A 25,533-nucleotide genomic window follows, 5' to 3' on the forward strand; every position below is an offset into this window, starting at 1 on the left:
CCGCCGAACGACCCGCCGCCGAAGCCGCCCCCGCCGAAGCTGCCGCCCCCGTAGCTCCCGCCGCGACCGCCGAGCAGTCCGCCGAGGACGAGACCGGTGACGAGTCCGCCGAGCTGCGGGCCGCCGCGACCGCCGCCCATGCCGCCGCCGGGCCACCCGGTGGTGTCGTCGTTCGCCTCGTCGATGGCGGCCGCCGCGTACTGCTCCGCGGCACGGGCGGCCTGCAGTGCCCGCTGCGGGTCGGTGGTGGCGAGGTCGAGCGCGTCGTCGAAGGCCCGCTCGGCCTCGGACAGGCGGGTGCGTGCGGCGGGGCCGACGGCTCCGCGGTGCACGGTGATGAACTCGCGCGCCTGGCCGATCCGGGAGCGGGCGTCCCGGAGGGCGGCGTCGAGGGCCTGGGTCGCGCGACGATGCTGCTCCTCGGCGGTGCGGGCGGTCGCGAGGGCGGCGTCGATGTCCGTGTTCGCCTTGGTGAGCGCGTCGACCGCCCCGACGGGGTCACGCGGGTCGACGTCGGCACGGAGGACCCGCTGCGCCCGCGCGACCGCGGCCGCGAGGTCGGGGCCGCCGGTTCGGAGGGTGGCGGCCGCGGCGACGTCGCCCTCGATGTCGGCGCGCATCGCCTCGGCACGCTCGGCGGCGTCGGCGAAGGTGCGCTCCGCTGCCGTGACGGCGCCGGTGAGCTGCTGCACCTGGGCCAGCGCGTGCTGCCCGTCCCGGACCGCGACGACGGCCTCGCCCCGGTCGCCCGCGGCGAGCGCCGTCCGAGCGGCACCGGCACGCTCGTCGGCGTACGCGAGCACCTGCTCGGCCTGGTCGACGTTGTCGGCGACGGTCGCGAGCGTCCGACCGGTGTACGCCGTCCGGACGCGCTCCAGCGCCGCACGGGCCGCGGCCACGGCGGCGGGAGCGGTCCCGAGGGCGGCGGTCAGCTCGGCGGCGGCGGTGTCGACGCCCGCTTCGAGCGAGCGCAGCTGGTCGAACGACTCGGTCTGCGACTCGATGGCCGCGTGCGCCTGCTCGCAGATGGCGATGATCTGGTTCGCCCACTCGGCGCGCTCCTGCGGCGTGTCCGGGACCTCGTCGTCGAGCTGCTGCTGGAGGGCGAAGGCCTTGCGGACCTCGCGCTTGGCGATCGACACGGTCTCGGCGAACGGGGTGGCGGCGTCCTCGCCGAACTGCGCCGCCGCGAAGCCGACCTCTTGTTCGGCCGTGCGCAGTTCGTCGTCGATCGTGACGAGGGCCCCACCGGCGCGTCGCTGGAGTTCGGCGAGGGACTGCTCCTGCTCGCGCCGGGCCGCGACGGTGCGCCGCCGGTTGCGGGCCCGGATGACGAGGACGGCGACGACCGCGGCCAGGACGGCGACACCGAGCAGCACCCACAGCCAGGTGAGGTCGGCGGGCTGCTGGCTCTGCTGGAGTCCGCCGGCGAAGGCCGTCGCCGCGGCGGCCCAGTCGCCCTGCTTGAGGCGGGGGAGCAGGTCGCCGTTGACCGCGCGCTCGACGTCGCTCGAGGTGATCGCCGTCTCGTTGGTCTGCTGGACGTCGTAGTTCCGCTCGTCGACCGCGACGGAGAGCAGGATGCTGTCGGTCTCGATCTGGTTCTGCTGCATGGTCGCGGCACCCCAGGCGGTGTGGTCGCTCGGGTCGGTGAAGGACGGCACGAAGACGACGAACAGCTGTGTCTGCGTCTCCTGGTACAGGTCCTGCACGGCCTGCTCGACGTCGGCCTGCTGGGCGTCGGTGAGGGCGTCCGCGTCGTCGAGGACGTACGCGCCGCTGAGGTCGACCGGCTCGGTGGCGTGCGCGGCCGGGACCGGGGCGACGACGAGCAGCGCGGCGACGGTGGCGGCGGTCGCGCCTGCCAGCAGACGCGCGAGCAGGGGACGTGGCGCCGCGTCGTCCCGGGCAGGCACCCCCGTCGACCCGGAGTCCGTCCTGACCTCGACCGTGCGCATCCGTCCTCCGTCCGTGGCCCTCGTCCAGCTGGTCCGTGGCCGTCGTCCGGAGTCTAGCCAGGCACCTCCTGGACGAGCCGGGGCTGTGGAGCGGGAGGGCGGGCCGGCGTCGGTTGTACCCCACCGGGATCGCCCGGGGCCCGCACACAGTGGACAGTGCTGCGGGCATGTCCCCCGAAACGGGGTAGAGTGGGTCTGAGCCAACGAAGGAAGGGGAGCAGCAATGGAGCGAGCGACCACCGCAGAAGTCGTCCCACTCGAGGACGGGTACCACCGCGTGTCCACGCCGGCGAGCGGCGTGATCGGGTTCGTGCGTGAGCGTGACGGACGGTACGAGGTCCTCCGCGGACGCGTGCGTCAGGCGACCCGGTCCGAGGGCCGGTACGCGACGATGAACGTCGCACTCATCGCCCTCACCCACGCCTGACCCGCAGGACGACAGCACGGCCCCGGTCGGTCCCGACCGGGGCCGTCGTCGTGCCCGCACCGGCCGTCCCACTGCGGACCGTAGGCTGCTCGCGTGGGTGAGTCGGGCCTCCAGACCGTGTCGGTGCGGGTGGCCGCCGCAGGGGCGTCGCGAACGGCCGACCGGGAGGCCCTGGTCGCGTTCGTCGCCGAGGTCACCCGATCGGACCCGGCCCTGGTCTCCGTGCAGCAGCGCTGTCCACACTGCGGTGCTGCGGACCACGGTCGGCCGGGAGCCCGGGTCGACGGTCGTCCGGTCGGCGTCGGTCTGGCGCGGACCTCGGGGATCGTCGTCCTCGCCGTCGGGCCGGCGTCGCTCGGTGTCGACGTCGAGCGGGCGTCCCGGGTGACGGCGGCCCCGCTCGACGCCTTCACCGCGGGGGAGCGGCACCGCGCGGTCGCGTCCGGACCGGAGGGCGCGGGGGTGCACCTCACCGCGTGCTGGACGGTGAAGGAGGCGGTGCTGAAGCGTGACGGACGGGGGCTCCGGGTCGATCCCGCACGCGTGGAGGCCGTCCTCGGACGAGTCGGCGACGGGCAGGTGGACCGCGCGCGGTTCGACGGGATGGAGCAGCTCGTCACGGTCGTCGTGCTCGACGCGGACCTGGTCGTGGCCGTCGCCGCGGGCGGTGCTCCGGTCCGGGTCGAGGACCTCCGTGGACCGGGACCCCAGGACGGCGGGGACACCGGGACGACGCCGACGCCGCGACGGCACGGGCGCCAGGGCGGCGCCGTGTCAGGGCGGCGCCGGGGCTAGGGCAGCGGGGGGACGCCCGGTTCGTCGATCCAGGGTCCGAGCACGCGCAGCACGTGCGCGGGGTCGGTACCGGCGGCCGTCGCGAACGCGCCCACGACGTCCGGCGTCGTCACCGTGCCGTGGTGGTGCCGTCCGGTCACCGTGCGGAGACCGTCGGTGAAGGCAGCGTCGCCGATCGTCCGTCGCAGGGCGTGCAGGGCGAGCGCGCCGCGCTTGTAGACGCGGTCGTCGAACATGTCCCGGGCGCCGGGGTCCGCGACGACGAGGTCCTCCGGCTGGTCGAGCAGCCCGGCACGGTACGTCGCCGCCAGGTCGTCCGCGGTGGGGCCGCCGCGGTGCTCGGACCAGAGCCACTCGGCGTAGCAGGCGAAGCCCTCGTGCAGCCAGATGTCGCGCCACACGCCGAGCGTCACCGAGTTGCCGAACCACTGGTGCGCCAGCTCGTGGGCGATGAGCCGGTCGGTGCCGTGCTCCCCGTCGACGTGGTTCCGCCCGAAGACCGCGAGGCCGTGCGCCTCGAGCGGGATCTCGAGCTCGTCGTCGGTCACCACGACGCCGTACTCGGCGAACGGGTACGGCCCGAACCGGTCGGTGAACAGGGCGATCATGTCGGGCACCTGGCCGAAGTCCGTCCTCACGGCGGCGGTCAGGTCGGACGGGTGGTGCACGGTGACCGGCACGGCACCGCCGCGCAGCTTCGTCGCGCGGTACCGACCGATCTGCACGGTGGCCAGGTAGGTCGCCATCGGCTCGGTGACGGCGTAGGTCCAGCGCGTGCCACGAGCAGTGCGCTCCCGGCCGAGCAGCGCGCCGTTCGCGATGACCTCGTACCCCGCTTCGCACGTCACCTCGATGCGGTAGGTCGCCTTGTCGTCGGGGCGGTCGTTGCAGGGGAACCACGACGGTGCGCCGACGGGCTGGCTCGCGACGATCACGCCGTCGGTCAGTTCCTCCCAGCCGAGCGTGCCCCAGGGGCTCCGGAGTGGTCGGGGTGCGCCGCGGTACCGCACGTGCACCGTGAACTCGTCGCCCGCAGCGATCGGTGCGGCGGGTGTCACGGTCGTCTTGTGGGTCCCGACCGAGACCTTCTTCGCGCGCACGCCGTCGACGTCGACCCGGTCGACGCTCAGCCCGTGCAGGTCGAGCACGACCTTCTCGAGCGGCTCGTCGGCGGTCGCGCTGATCGTCGCGGTCGCGTCGAGCCGGTTCGTGGCGACGCGGTAGTCGAGTCGCAGGTCGTGGTGGCGGGTCGTCCACCGCCGGTCGCCGCTGTGCGGGGTGTACGGGTCGGCGGTGGGGTCGGTCTGCTTCACGGTGCCGGTCAGTCTGCCACGGCGCCGACCGGCCCCGGGTGCTCGGCGCGCTCGCCGGACCCACTGGCGTCGCGTGGTCCGTCGGCGTCGCCGGACACGCTCGCCCCGTCGTGTCCGGTGGTGGACGCCGCGGTGCGCCACGGCGGGTGCTCCCACGGGCCGATCGGGTTGCCGGCCCAGAGCGTGCCGCCCGGGACCTGCTCGCCGCGCATCACGAGTGAGGCGGGCCCGACGGTCGCTCCCGGGCCGATGCCGGCAGCGGGCAGGACCACACCGTGCGGCCCGAGCGTTGCGCCGGCGTCGAGCGTCACGGTGTCGAGCTGCATGACGCGTTCGTGGAACAGGTGCGTCTGCACCACGGTGCCGCGGGCGACGGTCGCCCCGTCGCCGATCGTGACGAGGTCGGCCTCCGGCAGCCAGTAGGTCTCGCACCAGACACCGCGGCCGATCGTCGCGCCGAGGCTCCGCAACCACGCCGCCAGGGCCGGGGTGCCGATGGCCTGCTCGGCGAACCAGGGGCGTGCGACGGACTCGACGAAGGTGTCCTGCACCTCGTTGCGCCAGACGAACGACGACCAGAGCGGGTGCTCGGTGGCGGTGATGCGCCCGACGAAGGCCCACTTCGCCACTGTCGAGACGGCCGCCGCGACCGCACCGGCGGCGATGAGGACCGGGCCGGCGAGCAGCACCGTCCAGCCGAGCCCCACCGTGGTCCACAGGGCCAGGAAGGTGGCGGCGACGGCCACCCCGATCGCGGCGGACACCATGGGTGCCACGAGACGCAGCACCTCCCACGCGCCGCGGGCGACCTTCAGCCGGGTCGGCGGCCGGAACGTGCGCTCCTCGTCGAACTGCGCCGCCGCCCGTCGGAGCCGGACCGGGGGACTGCCGAGCCACGAGGACCCGCGCTTGGCCTTCTTCGGCACGGCGGACAGCACCGCGACGAGGGCCTCGCGCGGCACCGACCGACCGGCGCCGGTCATGCCGCTGTTGCCGAGGAACGCCCGGCGGCCCACCTTCGACCGACCGATCCTCACCCGACCGCCGCCGAGCTCGTAGGTGGCGACCATGGTGTCGTCGGCCAGGAACGCCCCGGACGCGATCTGTGTCAGCGCGGGGATGAGCAGCACGGTGGAGATCTCGGTGTCCCGGCCGACCCGCGCGCCGAGCAGGCGGAGCCAGAGCGGGGTGACGAGGCTCGCGTACAGCGGGAACAGCAGCGTGCGGGCAGCGTCGAGGACCCGTTCGGTGCACCACACCTGCCACCCGGTCCGGGACCGCACGGGGTGCCGACCCTCGACGAGCCCGAGCCCGAGCAGCCGGACCGCGGCGACGACGAGGCCCGCGTACACGAGGCCCGCGACGACCGTGGCGAGCGGCACGCTCAGCAGCGTGGGGCCGACCGCGGCCCCGAGCGAGGTCGGGCGCCCGACGACGAGCGCCGCGACGGCCAGTCCGGCCGTGACGCCGACGACGGGGAGCCCGGCGACGGCGACCGACCCGGCCCCGTACGCGAGCAGCCACCGCTTCGGGGACGCGGGGCGGGCCTCCCGGCCGTGGCGTGCCGACCCGATGCGCTCGGCCGGCGAGCCCGCCCAGCGCTCACCCGCCGGGACCGCGCCGGCCACCGCCGAGCCGGCCTCGACCTCGGCGCCGTCGCCCACGTGTGCTCCGGGCATCAGGGTCGAGCGGCTGTGCACGACCGCGTCCGTGCCGACGTGCACGGGACCCAGGCGGAACACGTCGCCGTCCACCCAGTGTCCGGCGAGGTCCACCTCGGGCTCCACTGCGGCGCGCTTCCCGATCGTGAGCATCCCGGTGACCGGCGGCAGCGTGTGCAGGTCGACGTCCCGGCCGATCCTCGCACCGAGGGCCCGGGCGTAGTAGCTGATCCACGGGGCGCCCGCGGTCGACGGACCGTCCACGGCCTCCGCGATCCGTTCCGCGAGCCACACCCGGACGTGCACCGAGCCGCCGCGCGGGTGGTCGCCGGGACGGACCCCGGCCAGGAGCAGGCGGGCGGCGACGACCGTGATCGTCATCTTGCCGGCCGGGGTGACGAACAGCACGAGGGCGATCACCAGGAGCGGCCACGGCAGCACGGGCAGGAACGGCATCGTGGTGGCGTGCAGCACCGCCGCGACGAGTGCCGTCCAGCTCAGCAGGCGCAGCCCACGGAGCACCTGGAGCGGCAGGCCGAGCACCGTCAGGAGCAGCCCGGTGCGCGGCGGCACCGGCCGGACGTCCCGTCGTGCCGCCGCCACCGGCCCGGACGCGTCGAGCGCTGCCGCGAGTGCGCCGATCCGCGGGTGGTCGTAGACGTCGGCCACGGTGGTCGTGGGGTAGCGCTCGCGGATCGTCGACACGAGCTGCGCGGCGGTCAGGGAACCGCCGCCGTGCGCGAAGAAGTCGTCGTCGACGTCGGCGACCGGGACACCGAGGATCGCCGACCACCGCTCGGCGATCCACGCGACGGTCGGCGGGAGGTCCGTCCCGATCGCGCCCGCGAGGGGCCACGGCAGCGCCGCCCGGTCGACCTTGCCGGACGTCCGCGTCGGCAGGGAGTCGACGACGGCGAGGAGCGGCACGAGCGCGGCGGGCAGTTCCTCGCGGAGACGGGTGTTCGCCGCGGCCGTGTCGACGACCGCGCCGGCGACCGGGGCGATGTAGCCGACGAGCACCTGGTTGCCCGCCGGGGTGCGCTGCACGACCGCGGCACCCGCGGCGACGTCGTCGAGGGACTGCAGGGCCGCGTCGATCTCGCCGAGTTCGATGCGCCGGCCGCCCAGCTTCACCTGGTCGTCGGCGCGACCCTGGAAGACGAGCCCCTCGGGGTCGTACCGGACCAGGTCGCCGCTCCGGTACGCCCGCTCCCACCCGAGCTGCGGGAAGGGCGCGTACTTCTCGGCGTCCTTCGCCGGGTCGAGGTACCGGCCGAGGCCGACGCCCCCGATGACGAGTTCGCCGACCTGCCCCGGCGCGACGCGCTGCCCCTCGGCGTCGACGACCGCGAGGTCCCACCCGTCGAGCGGCAGGCCGATCCGGACCGGGGTGCTGCCGTCGAGCAGGGCGCCACACGCGACGACCGTCGCCTCGGTCGGGCCGTACGTGTTCCACACCTCGCGGTCCCGGGACGCGATGCGGGCGGCGAGCTCCGGCGGGCAGGCCTCACCGCCGAAGATCACCAGCCGCACGGACTCGAGCGCGTCGTCGGGCCACAGTGCCGCGAGCGTGGGGACGGTCGAGACGACGGTGATGCCGTGCGCGATGAGCCACGGGCCGAGGTCGACCCCGCTCTTCACGAGCGACCGGGGCGCCGGCACGAGGCAGGCACCGTGTCCCCAGGCGAGCCACATCTCCTCGCACGAGGCGTCGAACGCCACGCTGAGGCCCGCGAGCACCCGGTCGTCCGGACCGAGCGGCGCGGCCTGCAGGAACATCCGGGCCTCGGCGTCGACGAAGGCCGCGGCGGAGCGGTGGGTGACGGCCACGCCCTTCGGCACGCCGGTGGACCCCGACGTGAAGATGACCCACGCGTCGTCCTCGGTCGTGGGCGCCTCGGCGCTCGCCGCGGGGTCGGTGACCGGCAGCGGAGCGCCCTGGCGGTCGCGGAGCACACCGCCGGCACCGATGACGCCGACCACCCGTGCTTCGCCGAAGACGAGGGTGGCGCGTTCCTCGGGGTCGTCGGCGTCGACGGGGACGTAGGCGGCGCCGGCGGCGAGGACGGCGAGGATCGACACGGACAGGTCCCGGCCACCGGAGGGGATGCGGATCCCGACCCGGTCGCCGCGTCGGACGCCGTGGCGGGCGAGGTCGGCGGCGCGCTCCTGCACGAGGGCGAGGAGGCCGCGGTAGTCGAGCGCACCCTCCGGCGTCTCGAGGGCGAGGGCGTCGGGGTGTGCCTCGGCGGTGGCGGTGAGGACGTCGAGCAGGGTCCTGGCCGGTGCGGCGCGGTCCCCGCGGTCGAGTTCCTGCTGCGTGGAGGTCGTCACGCCGCGTGATCCTAGGGCCCGGAGGTGTCCTGCTCGGGAACGCACGTGGCCGCGACCCGGAGGGTCGCCGCGGCGGACGTCGTGCTGGTGCCCACGGGGGAAGGCGCCCGCAGCGGACGTCGTGCTGGTGCCCACGGGGGAAGGTGCCCGCAGCGGACGTCGTGCTGGTGCCCACGGGGGAAGGTGCCCGCAGCGGACGTCGTGCTTGTGCCCACGGGGGAAGGTCGCCGCAGGCGACGTCGCGCGCTGCCGACCGAGCGCAGCGAGGACGACAGCTTGCGCGGGGGATGTGACTGTGCCCCCAGGAGGATTCGAACCTCCGCCCCTGCCTCCGGAGGGCAGTGCTCTATCCCCTGAGCTATGGGGGCCCGGGGTGTCACCAACCGTAGCAGGTCCGCGCCCGCCTCCTGAACGCCGGTGCGCCTCCCCGGGCGTGCCGTGTCGGACGGGAGGCTCCGCACCGGTCCGACACGGGCCTCCCGTCCGCCGTGGCGCCGGTCAGGGCGTCGGCGACCCGGTCGGCGCGGTCGCGTCCGGCGCGACCGCGTGCCGGACGGCGTCGACGACGGGCTGGGCGGTCCCGGGCTCGGTGAAGAGCGTCGAGCTGGTGTGGATCCAGTACGGACCGGCGAAGGCGTCGGCGCGACCGGTGCCGGAGCGGAGGGAGTAGTAGCCCTCCACCGTGTACGTGGGGACGGACCCGCCCTGCGCGAAGAGGGCGTCCTCGAGCTGTGTGATCTGCGCCGCGGGCAGGTGTGCCACGGCGACGGTCACGGTGACGTCCTCGTCCGCGGTGGACCGCCAGGTGCACACGCGACCGTCCTGGCCGGCGATCTGCGCGACGGCCGAACCCGATGCGGGACGCGGTGTCCGCACCCGCTCGAACTCCTGCCCGTAGACGGTGAACGTCGTCGCCGGCACGAGTTCGTCGCAGTCCTGCGGCACCGGACGGCCGACGCTCCCGGTGGTGGGGGAGGCGGAGGGGGCACCACCGCCCGTGCCCGAGCAGGCCGCGAGCACGAGCGCGGCGGGGACGACGAGTGCGGCGAGGCCGGACGCCCGGAGGCTGCGGGAGGTCATGACGGACCATGATGCTGCATCCCTCCCGGCGTGGTCCGGGTGGTCGCCGGGTGTCCCGGTAGACTCGATCGCCGTGACTCCTGCCGAACTCTCCGCCGCGTACCTGTCGATCCTCACGGGCATCGTCGAGCGCCGAGGCGCTGCCGACACCGTGACGGTCCAGGAGTCCCACGTGGCCCTGGAACGGCCGAAGAACCGGGCGCACGGCGACTGGGCGTCGAACGCGGCCATGCAGCTCGCGAAGCGCCTCGGGACCAACCCGCGCGAGCTCGCGACGGAGATCGCCGGCGAGCTGACCGAGCTCGACGGCGTGGACTCGGTCGACATCGCCGGGCCGGGCTTCATCAACATCACGCTCGAGGCCGCCGCGGCCGGCGAGGTCGCACGCACCGTGGTCGACCAGGGCGTGACCTTCGGGCACGGCGACCTCTACGACGGGGTCCGCATCGACCTCGAGTTCGTGTCGGCGAACCCGACCGGACCCATCCACATGGGCGGCGTGCGGTGGGCCGCGGTGGGCGACAGCCTGGCGCGCGTGTTCCAGGCGCAGGGCGGCCTCGTCACCCGCGAGTACTACTTCAACGACCACGGCAACCAGATCGACCGGTTCGCCCGCTCCCTCCTGGCGTCCGCGCTGGGGGAGCCGACGCCCGAGGACGGCTACGGCGGCGCGTACATCGGCGAGATCGCGGCCCGCGTGCTCGCGACGCTCGAGCCGGGTGTCGACGTCACGGGGATGCCGCGCGACGAAGCGCAGGAGCTGTTCCGGCGCGAGGGCGTCGAGTTCATGTTCACGGACATCAAGCGGTCGCTGCACGACTTCGGCGTCGACTTCGACGTCTTCTTCCACGAGAACTCGCTGCACGAGTCGAAGGCGGTCGACCGGGCGATCGCCCGGCTGCAGGAGCAGGGCCGGATGTACGAGGCGGACGGCGCCCTGTGGCTCCGGACGACCGACTTCGGCGACGACCGCGACCGCGTGGTCATCAAGTCGGACGGCGAACCCGCGTACATCGCCGGCGACCTCGCCTACTACCTCGACAAGCGCGAGCGCGGCTTCGAGCGGAACCTCATCATGCTCGGCGCCGACCACCACGGCTACGTCGGCCGGATGATGGCCATGTGTGCGGCGTTCGGTGACGAGCCGGGCGTGAACCTCGAGATCCTCATCGGCCAGCTGGTGAACCTGCTCAAGGACGGCCAGCCGCTCCGGATGTCGAAGCGCAACGGCACCGTCGTGACGATGGAGGACCTCGTCGACGCCGTGGGCGTGGACGCCGGCCGGTACGCGCTCGTGCGGTTCGCGAGCGACACGGCGATCGACATCGACCTCGACCTGCTGACCAAGCGCACGAACGACAACCCGGTGTTCTACGTGCAGTACGCCCACGCCCGGACGCAGTCCGTCGCCCGCAACGCCGCGGCGTCCGGCGTGGACCGCTCGGTGTTCGACGCGTCGCTGCTCACCCACGAGTCCGAGAGCGCCCTCCTCGGCGCGATCGCGGAGTACCCGCGGGTGGTCCGCCAGGCCGCGGAGCTCCGGGAACCGCACCGGATCGCCCGGTACATCGAGCAGCTCGCCGGCCTGTACCACCGCTGGTACGACTCCTGCCGCGTCACGCCGCTCGGGGACGAGCCGGTGTCGGACCTGCACCGCACCCGTCTCTGGGTGAACGACGCCACGGGCCAGGTGGTCCGGAACGGCCTCGGTCTGCTCGGCGTCAGCGCGCCCGAACGGATGTAGCGGTGACGTCCGCACCCGCCACCGGTCGGGGTCGGGAGCGTCGGGGTCGGGAGCGTCGGGGCCGGAAGCGTCGGGGCCGGACGCGTCGGGGCCGGACGCTGGCGATCGTGCTGGTCGTCGTGCTCCTGCTCCTGGCGGTCGTCGTCGTGGTCGCCGAGTTCGTCCTCCGCGGGGTCGTCGACCGGACGATCGCGGACCAGGTCGAGCAGTCGCTGCCCGACGGCACGACCGGGACGGTGGACGCGCACGTGGACGGCGTCGTCATCCCGCAGCTGGTCGGCGGGACCTTCGACCGGGTGCACATCTCCTCGGACCGGTTGACGGTGGCGGGCATCCCGCTCGCGGCGGACGTCACCGCGCGCGACCTGCCGGTGGACGGCCAGGGTGCCGTGCACGACGTCGACGGCACGGTCCGGCTCGCGGCAGGGGCAGTCAAGGACCTGGCGGCGTACTCACCGCTGTTCGAACGACTCCGGCTCATCGACGGCGGCGTCGAGCTGCGGGGCACCACCTCGGTGCTCGGCTTCGACATCGGCTACGCGGCGGACGGCTCGGTCGCGGTGCAGTCCGACGGTCGGGGCGTCACGATCACGCCCGAGACCGTCCGCATCACCAACTCCTCGCTCGGGTTGGACCTCGACGACATCCCGGGCGTCTCGGACGTGCCCGTCCCGGTCTGCACGGCGCAGTTCCTGCCGGAGCAGCTCCGGGTCCGGTCGCTCCGGGTGACGGAGTCGGCGGCGACGGTGCGCGTCACCGCGGACGAACTCCCGCTCAGCGAGGACGGCCTGCGCACCACCGGCCGCTGCTGAGGACCCCGCGGGCGATGGGCGTCACATGCGCCGGGAGGCTCGTCCCGGCCGGATAGGATCGGGTCCCGTGAGCGAGAACCCCCTTGCGCCGCCGCGGCTGCGGTTCCCGACGGACGCGTCCGAACTCGTCGACCGCATCTGGCCCGCCTCCGCGACGCGGACCGACGATGGCATGCTGGCGATCGGCGGTGTCGCCGCGGACGCACTCGTGGCGCAGTACGGCTCACCCCTGTACGTCGTCGACGAGCGTGACGTCCAGTCGCGCGCCGTCCGCGTGCGGAACGCCTTCACCGACGCCTTCTCGCGGATCGGGACCCGGGCGCACGTCTACTACGCGGCCAAGGCCTTCTGGACGACGCACGTCGCCCGGTGGATGGCCGACGCCGACCTCCGTCTCGACGTCTGCACGATGGGGGAGATCGCCGTCGCGCTGGCCGCGGGCGTCGACCCGGCGCTGATGGGCTTCCACGGCAACGACAAGTCCGACGCAGAACTCGAGCGCGCGGTGTCGATCGGGCTCGGCACGGTCGTGCTCGACAGCCACGAGGAGATCGGCCGCGTCGCCCGCATCGCCGCCGAGGCCGGTGTCGTGCAGCGCGTGCGCATCCGGATCAACAGCGGGGTGCACGCCTCGACCCACGAGTTCCTGGCCACCGCACGCGAGGACCAGAAGTTCGGCATCCCGCTGTCCGAGGCCGTGCAGGCGGCGACGGCCGTCCGTGCCGAGCCGTCCCTGGCGTTCGTGGGGCTGCACTCGCACATCGGGTCGCAGATCTTCGACGACAGCGGTTTCCGCGAGGCCGCCCGCCGGCTGATGGACGTGCACGCCACGCTCGTCGCCACCGGTCCGGTGCCGGAACTCAACCTCGGCGGCGGCTGGGGCATCGACTACACCGAGGCGGACTCGGCCCTCGCGCCCGAGGACGTCGCGGACGCCCTCGCCGCGATCGTCGCCGAGGAGTGCGCGTCCCGCGGCATCCCGGTGCCGGAGATCGCGGTGGAGCCCGGCCGCTACATCGTCGGCCCGCCCGGCGTCACGCTGTACCGCGTCGGCACGATCAAGCCCGTCACGGTCGAGACGGACGAGGGCACGTCGGCGACGCGCACCTACGTGTCGGTCGACGGCGGCATGAGCGACAACGTGCGGCCGGCGCTGTACGGCGCGGACTACACCGCACGCCTCGCCCGGACGTCGGACGCCGACCCGGTGCTGACCCGTGTCGTCGGGAAGCACTGCGAGAGCGGTGACGTCGTGGTCCACGACGAGTACCTGCCCGGCGACGTGCAGCGGGACGACTTGCTCGCGGTGGCCGCGACCGGTGCCTACTGCTGGAGTCTCGCGAGCAACTACAACCACGTCGGTCGTCCGCCGGTCGTCGCGGTGGCGGACGGCACGGCCCGTATCCTCGTGCGTGGCGAGACCGTCGACGACCTCCTCGCCCGTGACACCGGCGTCGCGCCGGTGCCCGACACCGGTGCCGCACGCTGACCACCCGACCCGGAGAGACACCCACCCGATGATCGAATACCGCAACGTCCGCGTCGCGCTGCTGGGAGCCGGCTCGGTCGGTTCCCAGGTCGCCCGACTCCTGCTCGAGCACGGCGAGGAGCTCGCGACCCGGGCCGGCGCCGGTCTGGAGCTGGTCGGGATCGCCGTCCGCGACGTGGAGGCGCATCGGGACGTCGACCTGCCGCGTGACCTCTTCACGACGGACGCGGAGTCGCTCATCCTCGGGGCCGACATCGTGGTCGAGCTCATCGGCGGCATCGAGCCGGCGCGCACCCTCGTGCTGCAGGCCCTGCAGTCCGGGGCGGACGTCGTCACCGGCAACAAGGCGCTGCTCGCCACGCACGGCCCGGAGCTCTTCGCCGCAGCCGAGCAGGTCGGCGCACAGCTCTACTACGAGGCCGCCGTCGCCGGCGCGATCCCGATCATCCGACCGCTGCACGACTCGCTCGCCGGGGACCGCATCGAGCGGATCATGGGCATCGTCAACGGCACGACCAACTTCATCCTCGACCTGATGGACCGCGAGGGCGCGACCTTCGACGACGCACTGGCGACCGCGACGGAGCTCGGGTACGCCGAGGCCGACCCGACCGCCGACATCGAGGGCTACGACGCCGCGCAGAAGGCGGCGATCCTCGCGTCGCTCGCGTTCCACACCTCGGTCCCGCTCGCCGCCGTGCACCGCGAGGGCATCACCTCGGTGACGATCGAGCAGGTCCGCGCCGCCCGCAAGGCCGGCTACGTCGTGAAGATCCTCGCCACGTGCGAGCGCCTCACCGACGCCCAGGGTCGCGAGGGCGTCAGCGCCCGCGTCTACCCCGCGCTCGTGCCCGAGTCGCACCCGCTCGCGAGCGTGCACGGGGCGAAGAACGCGGTGTTCGTCGAGGCCGAGGCCGCCGGCGACCTCATGTTCTACGGCGCCGGCGCCGGCGGGGTGGAGACGGCCTCCGCGGTCCTCGGTGACCTCGTGTCCGCCGCCCGTCGCCACGTCATCGGCGGTCCGGGTGTCGCGGAGTCGACGCAGTCGGCACTGCCCGTCTTCCCGATCGGGACGGTGCGGACCCGCTACCAGATCGCGCTGCACGTGTCGGACGCCCCCGGCGTGCTGTCGACCGTCGCCGGGGTGCTCGCGGCGCACGGCGTCAGCGTCGAGACCGTCGAGCAGACCACCACGGGTGCCGTCGAGGGGACCGCGACGCTCGTCATCGGCACGCACCTCGCCCGTGAGGCCGACCTGGCCGACACCGTCGTCGCGCTCCGCGGCGAGGACGTCGTCATCGACGTGACCAGCGTGCTGCGCGTCGTCGGCGCCTGACGCGACCCCGAGCCTCCCGACCGACCAGCCGACCCAGACCAGACCGCCCCACCGGACAGAGAGAGAAGCCTGATGGCCCACCAGTGGCAGGGAGTCCTGCGCGAGTACGCCGACCGACTCGACGTGACCGACGCGACCCCGATCGTGACGCTCGGTGAGGGCGGCACCCCGCTCATCCCGGCGCGACGACTCTCCGAGCGCACCGGCGCCCAGGTGTACGTGAAGTACGAGGGCATGAACCCGACCGGCTCCTTCAAGGACCGCGGCATGACGATGGCGATCTCGAAGGCCGTCGAGCACGGGGCGAAGGCCGTCATCTGCGCCTCCACCGGCAACACGAGCGCCTCGGCAGCCGCGTACGCCACGCACGCCGGCATCACCGCCGCGGTGCTCGTGCCCGAGGGCAAGATCGCGATGGGCAAGCTGAGCCAGGCCGTCGCACACGACGCACAGCTGCTGCAGGTGCAGGGCAACTTCGACGACTGCCTCGACATCGCGCGGGACCTGTCGGCGAACTACCCGGTGCACCTGGTCAACTCGGTCAACAACGACCGCATCGAGGGGCAGAAGACCGCCGCGTTCGAGGTCGTCGACGTCCTGGGGGACGCGCCGGACTTCCACTTCCTGCCGGTCGGCAACGCGGGCAACTACACCGCGTACTCGCGCGGGTACCGCGAGGACGTCGCCTCGGGCCGTTCGTCGCGGATGCCGCGGATGTTCGGCTTCCAGGCAGCCGGCTCGGCCCCGATCGTGCACGGTGAGGTCGTCCGGCACCCGGAGACCATCGCCTCGGCGATCCGGATCGGCAACCCGGCGTCGTGGCAGCCCGCGCTCGAGGCCCGGGACGAGACCGACGGCTACTTCGGTGCGATCTCCGACGAGGCGATCCTCGCAGCGCACCACATCCTCTCGGCAGAGGTCGGCGTGTTCGTCGAGCCGGCGTCGGCCATCGGCGTCGCCGGGCTCCTCGAGCGCGCCGACGCGGGCGTCGTCCCGAAGGGCGCGACCGTCGTCATCACGGTGACGGGCCACGGCCTGAAGGACCCGCAGTGGGCGCTCCGCACGCAGGACGGCGGCGAGGTCGCGCCGACCAGCGTGCCCGTGGACACCGCCGCGATCGCGGACGTGCTCGGACTGGTCAGCGCGCGGTGAGCGTCGACCGCTCGTCCGGACCGGGGGAGGGCGCGACCGCCCTGGAGGCTGTACCGGCCGGACGGGCGGTCCGGGTGCGCGTCCCGGCGACCTCCGCGAACCTCGGCCCGGGGTTCGACTCCCTCGGACTCGCGCTGTCGCTCTACGACGAGGTCGACGTCCGCGTCCGGCCCGAGCCGGGCGCGACCGTGACGATCGACGGCGTCGGCGCCGGTGAGGTGCCGACCGACGACACGAACCTGGTCGTCCGGGCCGTCCGCCGTGGCTTCGAGCACGCCGGCGTCCCGCAGCCCGGGCTCGAGCTGCACGCCACGAACGCCATCCCGCACGGCCGCGGCATGGGGTCGTCCGCCGCCGCGATCGTCGCCGGGCTGATGGCCGCGCGCGGGCTCCTCGCCGGCGTGGTCGACCTCGACGCGTCCACGCTGTTGAGCCTCGCCACCGAGATGGAGGGGCACCCGGACAACGTCGCCCCCGCGCTCTTCGGTGGTCTGACGATCGCGTGGATGACCGCCGACGGCCCGGCGTACAAGCGGTTGCTCGTGCACCGCGGGGTGTCGCCCGTCGTCTTCGTCCCGACGTCGACGCTCTCGACGAAGCTCGCGCGGTCCCTGCAGCCGATGACGGTGCCGCACGAGGACGCCGCCTTCAACGTCTCGCGGTCGGCGCTGCTCGTGGCGGCGCTCATCCAGAGCCCGGAACTGCTGCTCGCGGCCACCGAGGACCGGCTCCACCAGGCCTACCGCGCGAGCGCGATGCCCGAGACGGACGCCCTGATCGGGCTCCTCCGGCAGCACGGTCTGGCGGCCGTCGTCTCGGGCGCCGGGCCGAGCCTCCTGGTGTTGGGGAGCGACCCGGCACAGCGGCTCGCGGCGGCCGGACTGGTCGAGCGACACGCCGAGTCCACCTGGCGTGCGCTCATGCTGGCCGTCGACCTCGGTGGTGCTACAGTGAAGCCGCACCCGACGCTCGAAGCCGAACTCGCGGAGGCGTCGACCACCCCAGGTCGACCGCCACGCTGATCCGGTGCGTGGGGCACTCTCTCCAGATCACCGTTCCCGGTCCGTCGTCTGAACGACGGCCGTTGCACATCCGCGACGGGAACGGTGGAAACTCTCCGCGTTCTGCGGTCGGAAGGAACCATCAGCATCGTGACCGACGTCACCACCTCCACCGGTTCGGTGGAGATCCCCACTGACCTGCGCGCGCTCCGTCTCCCGGAGCTCCAGCGCATCGCCTCGTCCCTCGGCATCACCGGGCTCTCGAAGCTCCGCAAGGGCGACCTCATCGCCTCGATCGAGGACAAGCGTCCGGCCGAGGCGCCCGCCACGGTCACGCCGACCCTCGACGGTGCCGGCACCGGCACCCCGGTCGCGGACACCACCGAGCAGGTCGCTGCCGCGGAGCCCGCGCAGCAGGCGCCGGCGGAGCGCGACGAGCAGCCCGCCGCACCGGTCGCCGAGGCCCCGGCCCGCGGCCGCCGCAACCGCCGTGCCTCCTCCGGTGGCACCGTCAGCGCCGAGCCGACCGCCGCGGCCTCGCACACGAACGCCGGCCACACCGGCACCGAGGACCTCCTCGCCGGGCTGGACCAGGTCCGCGCCGAGAAGGACGCGCAGGAGGCCGCCCAGACCGGTCAGCGTCGTGGTCGCGGTCGCGACCGCCAGGCGCAGCAGGCCGACGGCCAGGAGGCCCGGAGCGCCACCGCGGAGGTCCAGGTCCCGGCCGCGGACGCCGCCGAGCAGGGCGACCAGGACGTCGCGCAGCAGAACGACGGCCAGCAGGCCGACCAGGCCGACCAGGGCGACCAGGCCGAGGGCGGCGCTCGTCGCGGTCGTCGCAGTCGCGGTCGCGGTCGTGGTCGCGGTCAGAACGGCGACCAGGCCGAGCAGAACGGCCAGCAGCCCGAGGCCGACAAGGCCGAGCCGAAGCAGCAGCAGAGCGGCAAGCAGCAGAACGCCGACAAGGGCGAGCAGAAGCAGAACGGCCAGCAGAAGCAGGCCGAGCAGCAGCGTGGCGACCAGCAGCGCGGCGACCAGCAGCGTGCCGACCAGCAGCGCGCCGCCGAGCAGGAGGCCGAGAACGGTCGGACCCGTCGCCAGCGTGACCGCAAGCGTGGTCGCGGCGGCCAGAACGACGAGTTCGAGCCCGAGGTCACCGAGGACGACGTCCTCATCCCGATCGCCGGCATCCTCGACGTCCTCGACAACTACGCGTTCGTGCGCACCACCGGCTACCTGCCGGGGCCGGAGGACGTCTACGTCTCCCTCGGTCAGGTGAAGAAGTACCACCTGCGCAAGGGCGACGCGGTCGTCGGCGCGATCAAGCAGCCGCGGAACGACGAGCAGCAGAGCCGTCAGAAGTACAACGCGCTCGTCAAGATCGACACGATCAACGGTCAGACCGCCGACGAGGCCGCGGCCCGGGTCGACTTCCAGGACCTCACCCCGCTGTACCCGAACGAGCGCCTGCGCCTCGAGACGGAGCCCGCGAAGATCTCGACCCGCATCATCGACCTCGTGTCGCCGATCGGCAAGGGCCAGCGCGGTCTCATCGTCTCCCCGCCGAAGGCCGGCAAGACCGTCGTCCTGCAGGCGATCGCGAACGCCGTCTCGAAGAACAACCCCGAGGCGCACCTCATGGTCGTCCTGGTGGACGAGCGTCCCGAAGAGGTCACCGACATGCAGCGCACGGTGAAGGGCGAGGTCATCGCCTCGACCTTCGACCGTCCCGCCGAGGACCACACCACGGTCGCCGAACTCGCCATCGAGCGTGCGAAGCGCCTCGTCGAGCTGGGCCACGACGTCGTCGTGCTGCTCGACTCGATCACCCGACTGGGCCGCGCGTACAACCTGGCCACACCGCCGTCGGGTCGCGTGCTCTCCGGTGGCGTCGACTCCGCCGCGCTCTACCCGGTCAAGCGCTTCTTCGGCGCCGCCCGCAACATCGAGAACGGCGGCTCGCTGACCATCCTCGCCACGGCGCTCGTCGAGACCGGGTCGAAGATGGACGAGGTGATCTTCGAGGAGTTCAAGGGCACCGGCAACATGGAGCTCCGCCTCAACCGGCACCTCGCCGACAAGCGGATCTTCCCGGCCGTCGACATCAACGCGTCCGGCACCCGTCGCGAGGAGCAGCTGCTCTCCGCCGACGAGGTCGCGATCACCTGGCGTCTCCGTCGGGCCCTCGCCGGGCTCGACCCGCAGCAGGCGCTCGACGTCGTCCTCCGGAACCTCAAGGAGACGCAGTCGAACGTGGAGTTCCTCGTCCAGATCCAGAAGTCGGTGCCGGCGACCAACGGTCACCACGGCAGCGGCCACCAGGAGTAACGCGTGTTCGAGTCGGTGGCAGGGCTGCTGGCGGAACACGAGGAACTGACGCAGCAGCTGTCGGACCCCGCGCTCCACGCCGACCCGGCCCGCGCCAAGAAGGTCAACCGGCGGTACGCCGAGCTGAGCCAGATCAAGGCCGCGTACGAGGGCTGGCAGGCGGCGGGGGACGACCTCGCCGCCGCCCGCGAGCTCGCTCGCGAGGACGAGGCGTTCGCGGACGAGGTCCCGGGGCTCGAGGAGCAGCTGGCGGAGCGCCAGGAGCGCCTCCGCCGGCTCCTCATCCCGCGCGATCCCGACGACGGCCGTGACGTCATCATGGAGATCAAGGGCGGCGAGGGCGGCGAGGAGTCCGCGCTGTTCGCGGCCGACCTGCTCCGCATGTACTCGCACTACGCCGAGGGCAAGGGCTGGAAGGTCGAGATGCTCGAGCGCACCGAGTCCGACCTCGGTGGCTACAAGGACGTGCAGGTCGCGATCAAGTCGAACGCGACCGACCCGTCGCAGGGCGTGTGGGCACACCTCAAGTACGAGGGCGGTGTGCACCGCGTCCAGCGTGTCCCGGCGACCGAGTCGCAGGGGCGCATCCACACGTCGACGACCGGCGTGCTCGTCTTCCCCGAGGTGGACGAGCCGGAGGAGGTCGAGATCAACCAGAACGACCTGAAGATCGACGTGTACCGCTCCTCCGGTCCCGGCGGACAGTCGGTCAACACGACGGACTCCGCCGTCCGCATCACGCACCTCCCGACGGGGATCACGGTCGCGATGCAGAACGAGAAGTCGCAGCTGCAGAACCGCGAGGCCGGCATGCGGGTCCTGCGGGCCCGCATCCTCGCGCGCCAGCAGGAGGAGCGTGACGCGATCGCCTCCGACGCCCGCAAGTCGCAGATCCGCGGGATGGACCGTTCGGAGCGCATCCGGACGTACAACTTCCCGGAGAACCGGATCGCGGACCACCGCACCGGCTACAAGGCGTACGACCTCGATCGTGTCATGAACGGCGCACTCGAACCGGTCGTGCAGTCCGCCATCCAGGCCGACGAAGAGGCGCGCCTGGCCGCCCTCGGCGACCAGGACGCCTGATCGGCGTGTCCGGCCGGGAGGCCCGCCCCACCTCGGGTCCCCGGCCCGCGTTCACCGCCGACCGGCTCCTGCATGAGGCGGCAGCGGCCCTGGGCGCGGCAGGCGTCCCGACGCCGCAGGTCGACGCGGAACTCCTGTTGGCCTGGGCGACGGACACGTCGCGGGGTGCCGTGCAGGCGCGTGCGATGACCGGGGGAGCGATCGCCGAGGGACACGTCGAGCGCTTCCGGCACGCCGTCGCCCGTCGCGTCACCCGTGAACCACTCCAGCACGTCACCGGCGAGGCGCACTTCCGCGCGCTGACCCTGTCGGTCGGCCCGGGCGTGTTCGTCCCGCGGCCGGAGACCGAGTCGGTCGTCCAGTTCGGCATCGACGCGCTCCGGACGACCGCGGTTCCCGAGCCGATCGCCGTCGACCTCGGGTCCGGGAGCGGTGCGATCGCCATCGCGATGGACACCGAGGTGCCGAACGCCGTGGTCTACGCGGTCGAACGCTCGCCCGAGGCCCTGCCGTGGACGCGTCGCAACGTGGACGCACACGGCGGGACGGTGCACCTCGTCGAGGGTGACCTCGCCGACGCGCTGCCGGAGCTCGACGGCCGGGTGTCGGTCGTCGTGTCGAACCCGCCGTACGTGCCCGACGACGCGGTCCCGATCGACCCCGAGGTCCGCGACCACGACCCGGCGCTCGCGCTGTACGGCGGACCGGACGGGCTCGACGCCGTGCGGGCCCTGACCGAGACCGCGTGGCGCCTGCTCGTGCCCGGCGGACTGCTCGTCGTCGAGCACGCCGAGCAGCAGGGCGCCGGCGTCCGCGCGGTGCTCGCCGGCCGGGGCTTCCGGTCCCCGGAAACGCACGTCGACCTCACCGGACGCGACCGCACGACCACCGCGACGCGCTGACCGGCGTGTGCCGGGCGGCGGCTCCTAGACGACCGGTGCCGTCTCGTGGGCCGCGACGAACGTCCGCACCGCACCCCGCAGGTCGGTGTCGTGCTCGACGAGCACGGCGGTGATGCCGACGCTCCGTGCCCCGGCGACGTTCTCGGGCATGTCGTCGGCGAAGAATGTGCGCTCGGCCGGGACACCGTGGTGGGCGAGCACGCGCCGGAACACCTCCGGATCGGGCTTCCGTGCGCCGAACGCGCTCGTGGTGTCCAGGTGCTCCTCGAACAGCGGCGGCAGGGACGGGACCCATTCGTGCAGCCACCGACCGGCGAGCGGACCGTTGTTCGTGAGCAGCGCGACCCGACCGTGCTGCTTGGCGATCCGCACCGCCTCGACCCGGTCCGGCAGCTCGGTCATCGCCGCTCCGCGGACGCGTGCCCACTCCGTCTCGGGGACCGGGCACCCCATGGCCTCCTCGAAGGCGGCGAGGTAGGCGTCGGCGTCCGCGAAGTGCCCGGCCTCGGCTCGCTGCTCGTTCCCGGTGTCCCACCAGCGGCGGCGGAGCTCGGTGAAGTCGTGCCCGGTCAGCTCGGTCAGCCCGGCCATCCGGGTCGTCCAGTCGTAGCGGACGAGGACGTCGTCCATGTCGAAGAGGAACAGGAGTGGGGGCGCGGGCGTCTCGTTCACGATGCCTCCTATCCTCGCGCACTATCATCGTGCAGGTCATGGCTTCCCGATACGACTGTTCCGACCCCGACGGGCTCCTGACCGGCATGCGGCTCGCACGGACCGCCCTCGGTCGGGGCGAACTCGTCGTCGTGCCCACCGACACCGTCTACGGCGTCGCGGCGGACGCGTTCAGCGCCTCGGCCGTGCAGCGCCTGCTCGACGCGAAGGGCCGGACGCGGCAGTCGCCGCCGCCGGTGCTCATCCCGGGCGTCGCGACGCTCGACGCCCTCGCCAGCGAGGTCCCCGAGCCGGTGCGCCAGCTCGTCGATGCGTTCTGGCCCGGTGGTCTCACCGTGATCCTCCGTGCGCAGCCGTCGCTCGACTGGGACCTCGGTGAGACGCGGGGGACCGTCGCGCTCCGGATGCCGGACTCGCGCATCGCTCTCGAACTCCTGCGCGAGGTCGGTCCGCTCGCGGTCTCCTCGGCGAACTCCACCGGCGACCCGGCCGCGATGGACGTCGACGACGCCGAGCGCATGCTCGGTGACAGCGTCGCGGTCTACCTCGACGGCGGAGCGCTGGCGCCGCACGACGGTGCTGCAGCGTCGACCGGTTCCACCATCGTGGACGCGACCGGTCTGTCCGCGGGGGAGGGCCTCCGCATCGTCCGCCACGGTGTGATCCCGGACGACGAGATCAGACGGGTCGTCGGGGACGACCTCGTCCGGTGAAGTTCTACCTGCTCGCGGGGGTCATCTCGGCGGTCGTGAGCTTCCTCGTCAGTTGGCTCGTGTGGAAGCTCGGGATCAAGTACAAGTGGTACCCGAAGGTCCGTGAGCGGGACGTGCACCGGACGCCCACCCCGCGTCTCGGGGGCATCGCGATGTTCCTCGGCGTGATCGTCTCCCTGCTCTGCGCGTGGTTCCTCTTCCCGGCGATCGCGGGACAGGACTACTTCCGGCTCGTCTTCGGCGAGCCGGGGCGGGTGATCGCCGTCCTGGCGGGCGCGACCATCATCGTCGTGCTCGGCGTCGCGGACGACATCTGGGACCTCGACTGGATGACGAAGCTCGCCGGACAGATCATCGCCGCGGGGATCCTCGCCTGGCAGGGCGTCGCGATCGTCTCGCTGCCGATCGGCAACACGCTCGGCGTCGGCTCGTCCTACATGAGCCTCATCTTCACGGTGCTCGCGGTCGTGCTCGTCATGAACGCGGTGAACTTCATCGACGGGCTCGACGGACTCGTGGCCGGGGTCGCGATCATCGCGGGCGGGGTGTTCTTCCTCTACACGTTCTTCATCAACCGCGTGGTCGTGGAGACGGAGTTCTTCTTCAACCTGCCGTCGCTGCTCACCGCGGTGCTCGTCGGCGCCTGCGCCGGGTTCCTCGTGCTCAACTGGCACCCCGCGAAGCTCTTCATGGGGGACGCCGGCGCGCTGCTGGTCGGGTTCCTGATGGCGACGAGCGCGGTGTCGATCACGGGCAACATCGACCCCGCAGCCGTCCGGACCCGGACCGACCTGCTGCCGGCGTTCATCCCGATCCTGCTGCCGTTCGCCATCCTCGTCGTGCCGATCCTCGACTTCGGCCTGGCCGTGATCCGACGGGTGAGCGCCGGGAAGTCGCCGTTCTCCGCGGACCGGAAGCACCTGCACCACCGCCTGCTCGACATGGGGCACTCGCACTTCCACGCGGTGCTCATCTTCTACGCGTGGACGGCAGTGGTCGCCTTCGGCTGCCTGCTCTTCCTCTTCGTGAACTGGTGGTGGGTCGCGGCGTTCGTCGCGGTCGGGTTCACGGTGTGTGCCATCGTGACGTTCGCCCCACTCGGCCGGAAGCGGGTCGAGATCGCGGCGCAGACCACCGCGTCCGCCGGTGCGCCGTTCGACGCCAGCTACGACCCGCTCGACCGTGCCGCCGCCGTCCGGGACCCGCGACCGCGGCCCCGGCCCCGCTCGACCCCTGGAGACCCATCGTGACCGCACCGAACGCGCTCGACCACGTCCGGCCGGTGTTCCGCCGCATCCTCGTGCAGGGTGCCGGCCTCGCCGCCGCCCTCGCGCTCGTCGGCGGTGTCGTCGGGTGGTTCGTCGCCGGTGGCCCCGGCCTGACCGGCGGGCTCATCGGCGCCGTGATGAGCGTCGTCTTCTGCGGTCTGACCGCGGTGAGCGTCCTCCTCGCGATCCGGTTCTCGGGCGGACAGATGGTCTCCGGTGCGTTCTTCGGCACGATCATGGGGACGTTCCTGGTCAAGTTCGTGCTCTTCATCGTCGTCCTCGTCGCGCTCAAGGACCGGGACTGGGTGGACACCCCGGTGTTGGCCGTCGCGATCATCGTCGGCGTCATCGGGTCGCTCGTGATCGACGTCACGGTCATCGCGCGGTCCCGGGTCCCGATCGGGGTGTCCCTCCCCGGAGACCGGACGGACGCTGGGGATCGCGACCCGGCTGCCTGAGAGCCCGAGAAGCCGCGCACACCTGATACGCTTCTGGAGCCCGCTGCCGGAGCACGAGCTCGGACGGGCAAGCCTCCACTTCAGTCCACCTCCGCGTGCCATGCGTGCGCGCCCCGACACAGGAGACAGCGCTGCTATCCCACGCTCTTCCCCTGTCCCTCATCGCTGCGGGTAACCCCGTCGCGGCGGGGAGCAGCAAGGCCGCCGAGTTCCATGGTCCGTCGATCAACGAGTTCTTCCCGGACCCGATCTTCTTCGCCGGTACTGCGTTCGAGATGGACCGCATCGTCCTCATCCGCTTCTTCGCGGTGGCCGTGCTCCTCGTCTTCGCGTTCGCCGGAACCCGCGCGCTCAAGCTGGTCCCCAACCGTGGACAGGCCTTCATCGAGTACGCCTTCGACGTCGTCCGTCGCAACACCTTCGACAACCTGGGTGAGAAGGACGGCAAGCGCTTCCTGCCGCTCCTCGCGACGATCTTCTTCGGCGTCCTGTTCATGAACCTCACGGGTCTCGTCCCGTTCATGAACATCGCCGGCACCAGCCGCATCGCGATGCCGATGATCCTGGCGATCGTCGCGTACGTCGCCTTCATCTACGCGGGCCTGCGCAAGCACCCGGGCACGTTCCTCCGGAACTCGCTCTTCCCGCCCGGTGTCCCGTGGCCGCTCTACCTGATCGTGACGCCGATCGAGCTCGTCTCGACCTTCGTCCTGCGTCCGATCACGCTGACGCTGCGACTCCTGATGAACATGGTCGTCGGCCACCTGCTCCTCGTCCTGTTCTTCTCGGCGACCTGGTTCTTCTTCTTCGACGCGGAGAGCCTCTTCAAGCTGTTCGGCGTCGGGACGCTCGCGTTCGGCATCGCGTTCAGCTTCTTCGAGATCCTCGTCGCGCTCCTGCAGGCGTACGTCTTCATGCTGCTGACGGCCGTCTACATCCAGCTCGCGCTGGCTGACGAGCACTGACACCCTTCTGACCCCCTACGGGGCCGGCGACCGTCGGAC

The 25,533-nt window shown here is 72.8% G+C and carries 20 protein-coding genes and 1 tRNA gene; 15 read left to right on the plus strand and 6 right to left on the minus strand.

Annotated elements, in window-relative coordinates:
* Positions 1-1,958, minus strand: a 1,958-nt coding sequence (locus DEI95_RS09330; protein WP_220036644.1) for a YgcG family protein, incomplete at its 3' end; no start/stop codon positions are given.
* 223 nt (positions 1,959-2,181) lie between these two features.
* Here DEI95_RS09330 and DEI95_RS09335 point away from each other — a divergent pair.
* Together DEI95_RS09335 and DEI95_RS09340 are read left to right on the plus strand one after the other, a co-directional pair.
* Positions 2,182-2,385, plus strand: a complete 204-nt coding sequence (locus tag DEI95_RS09335) for a hypothetical protein (RefSeq protein ID WP_110825128.1) — start codon at positions 2,182-2,184, stop codon at positions 2,383-2,385.
* 93 nt (positions 2,386-2,478) lie between these two features.
* Complete coding sequence (locus tag DEI95_RS09340; protein ID WP_111060069.1) at positions 2,479-3,180, plus strand: 4'-phosphopantetheinyl transferase superfamily protein; 702 nt, start codon at positions 2,479-2,481, stop codon at positions 3,178-3,180.
* Here the strand turns inward: DEI95_RS09340 and DEI95_RS09345 are convergent.
* The 4 genes from DEI95_RS09345 to DEI95_RS09360 form a co-directional block, all read right to left on the minus strand.
* On the minus strand, positions 3,177-4,493 hold the full coding sequence (locus DEI95_RS09345; protein WP_181436261.1) for a M1 family metallopeptidase: 1,317 nt from the start codon (positions 4,491-4,493) through the stop codon (positions 3,177-3,179). The two genes, DEI95_RS09340 and DEI95_RS09345, sit on opposite strands and share 4 nt — an antisense overlap.
* Positions 4,494-4,501: 8 nt before the next feature.
* Positions 4,502-8,488 carry a Pls/PosA family non-ribosomal peptide synthetase gene (locus DEI95_RS09350; RefSeq protein WP_111060070.1) on the minus strand — a complete coding sequence of 1,329 codons (3,987 nt, stop codon included), beginning with the start codon at positions 8,486-8,488 and terminating at the stop codon, positions 4,502-4,504.
* A 296-nt stretch (positions 8,489-8,784) separates the two neighbouring features.
* Positions 8,785-8,856, minus strand: a tRNA-Arg gene (locus DEI95_RS09355).
* A gap of 130 nt (positions 8,857-8,986) precedes the next feature.
* Entirely contained in the window at positions 8,987-9,568 is a 582-nt protein-coding gene (locus DEI95_RS09360) for a hypothetical protein (protein WP_111060071.1), read from the minus strand.
* Between the two features lie 73 nt (positions 9,569-9,641).
* Here DEI95_RS09360 and argS point away from each other — a divergent pair, with 73 nt between their 5' ends.
* The 9 genes from argS to prmC all read left to right on the plus strand — a co-directional run bounded on the left by argS (position 9,642) and on the right by prmC (position 21,418).
* Positions 9,642-11,312, plus strand: a complete 1,671-nt coding sequence (gene argS / locus DEI95_RS09365) for an arginine--tRNA ligase (protein WP_110900157.1) — start codon at positions 9,642-9,644, stop codon at positions 11,310-11,312.
* Between the two features lie 2 nt (positions 11,313-11,314).
* Complete coding sequence (locus DEI95_RS09370) at positions 11,315-12,124, plus strand: hypothetical protein (RefSeq protein WP_111060072.1); 810 nt, start codon at positions 11,315-11,317, stop codon at positions 12,122-12,124.
* A 67-nt stretch (positions 12,125-12,191) separates the two neighbouring features.
* Positions 12,192-13,613 (plus strand): diaminopimelate decarboxylase, encoded by a 1,422-nt coding sequence (gene lysA / locus DEI95_RS09375; RefSeq protein ID WP_111060073.1) that lies wholly within the window; start codon positions 12,192-12,194, stop codon positions 13,611-13,613.
* Between the two features lie 28 nt (positions 13,614-13,641).
* Positions 13,642-14,949 carry a homoserine dehydrogenase gene (locus DEI95_RS09380; protein ID WP_111060074.1) on the plus strand — a complete coding sequence of 436 codons (1,308 nt, stop codon included), beginning with the start codon at positions 13,642-13,644 and terminating at the stop codon, positions 14,947-14,949.
* A gap of 72 nt (positions 14,950-15,021) precedes the next feature.
* Positions 15,022-16,101: a threonine synthase gene (thrC, locus tag DEI95_RS09385; protein WP_110890832.1), complete on the plus strand. Its 1,080-nt coding sequence runs from the start codon at positions 15,022-15,024 to the stop codon at positions 16,099-16,101.
* A 41-nt stretch (positions 16,102-16,142) separates the two neighbouring features.
* Positions 16,143-17,123 (plus strand): homoserine kinase, encoded by a 981-nt coding sequence (thrB, locus tag DEI95_RS09390; protein WP_111060100.1) that lies wholly within the window; start codon positions 16,143-16,145, stop codon positions 17,121-17,123.
* A gap of 129 nt (positions 17,124-17,252) precedes the next feature.
* Positions 17,253-19,430, plus strand: a complete 2,178-nt coding sequence (gene rho, locus DEI95_RS09395; protein WP_111060075.1) for a transcription termination factor Rho — start codon at positions 17,253-17,255, stop codon at positions 19,428-19,430.
* A 3-nt stretch (positions 19,431-19,433) separates the two neighbouring features.
* Positions 19,434-20,516, plus strand: coding sequence for a peptide chain release factor 1 (gene prfA / locus DEI95_RS09400; RefSeq protein WP_110825118.1), 1,083 nt, complete (start codon positions 19,434-19,436; stop codon positions 20,514-20,516).
* A gap of 5 nt (positions 20,517-20,521) precedes the next feature.
* Positions 20,522-21,418: a peptide chain release factor N(5)-glutamine methyltransferase gene (gene prmC / locus DEI95_RS09405; protein WP_111060076.1), complete on the plus strand. Its 897-nt coding sequence runs from the start codon at positions 20,522-20,524 to the stop codon at positions 21,416-21,418.
* A gap of 24 nt (positions 21,419-21,442) precedes the next feature.
* Here the strand turns inward: prmC and DEI95_RS09410 are convergent, their stop codons facing one another.
* Positions 21,443-22,090 carry an HAD family phosphatase gene (locus tag DEI95_RS09410; RefSeq protein ID WP_258367553.1) on the minus strand — a complete coding sequence of 216 codons (648 nt, stop codon included), beginning with the start codon at positions 22,088-22,090 and terminating at the stop codon, positions 21,443-21,445.
* Between the two features lie 38 nt (positions 22,091-22,128).
* On the opposite strand from DEI95_RS09410, the gene DEI95_RS09415 reads away from it, so the two are divergent.
* The 4 genes from DEI95_RS09415 (at position 22,129) to atpB (ending at position 25,494) form a co-directional block, all read left to right on the plus strand.
* Complete coding sequence (locus DEI95_RS09415) at positions 22,129-22,803, plus strand: L-threonylcarbamoyladenylate synthase (protein ID WP_110825226.1); 675 nt, start codon at positions 22,129-22,131, stop codon at positions 22,801-22,803.
* Positions 22,800-24,053 carry an MraY family glycosyltransferase gene (locus DEI95_RS09420; RefSeq protein ID WP_110825116.1) on the plus strand — a complete coding sequence of 418 codons (1,254 nt, stop codon included), beginning with the start codon at positions 22,800-22,802 and terminating at the stop codon, positions 24,051-24,053. Before DEI95_RS09415 ends, DEI95_RS09420 begins: the two co-directional genes overlap by 4 nt.
* Complete coding sequence (locus tag DEI95_RS09425) at positions 24,050-24,529, plus strand: hypothetical protein (RefSeq protein WP_110825115.1); 480 nt, start codon at positions 24,050-24,052, stop codon at positions 24,527-24,529. The genes DEI95_RS09420 and DEI95_RS09425 overlap by 4 nt, the downstream gene beginning before the upstream one ends.
* Positions 24,530-24,633: 104 nt before the next feature.
* Positions 24,634-25,494 (plus strand): F0F1 ATP synthase subunit A, encoded by an 861-nt coding sequence (atpB, locus tag DEI95_RS09430; RefSeq protein ID WP_258367554.1) that lies wholly within the window; start codon positions 24,634-24,636, stop codon positions 25,492-25,494.
* Positions 25,495-25,533 lie beyond the last annotated feature (39 nt).

Origin of the sequence: Curtobacterium sp. MCBD17_008 (assembly GCF_003234475.1) — a bacterium.
Lineage (GTDB): Bacteria > Actinomycetota > Actinomycetes > Actinomycetales > Microbacteriaceae > Curtobacterium.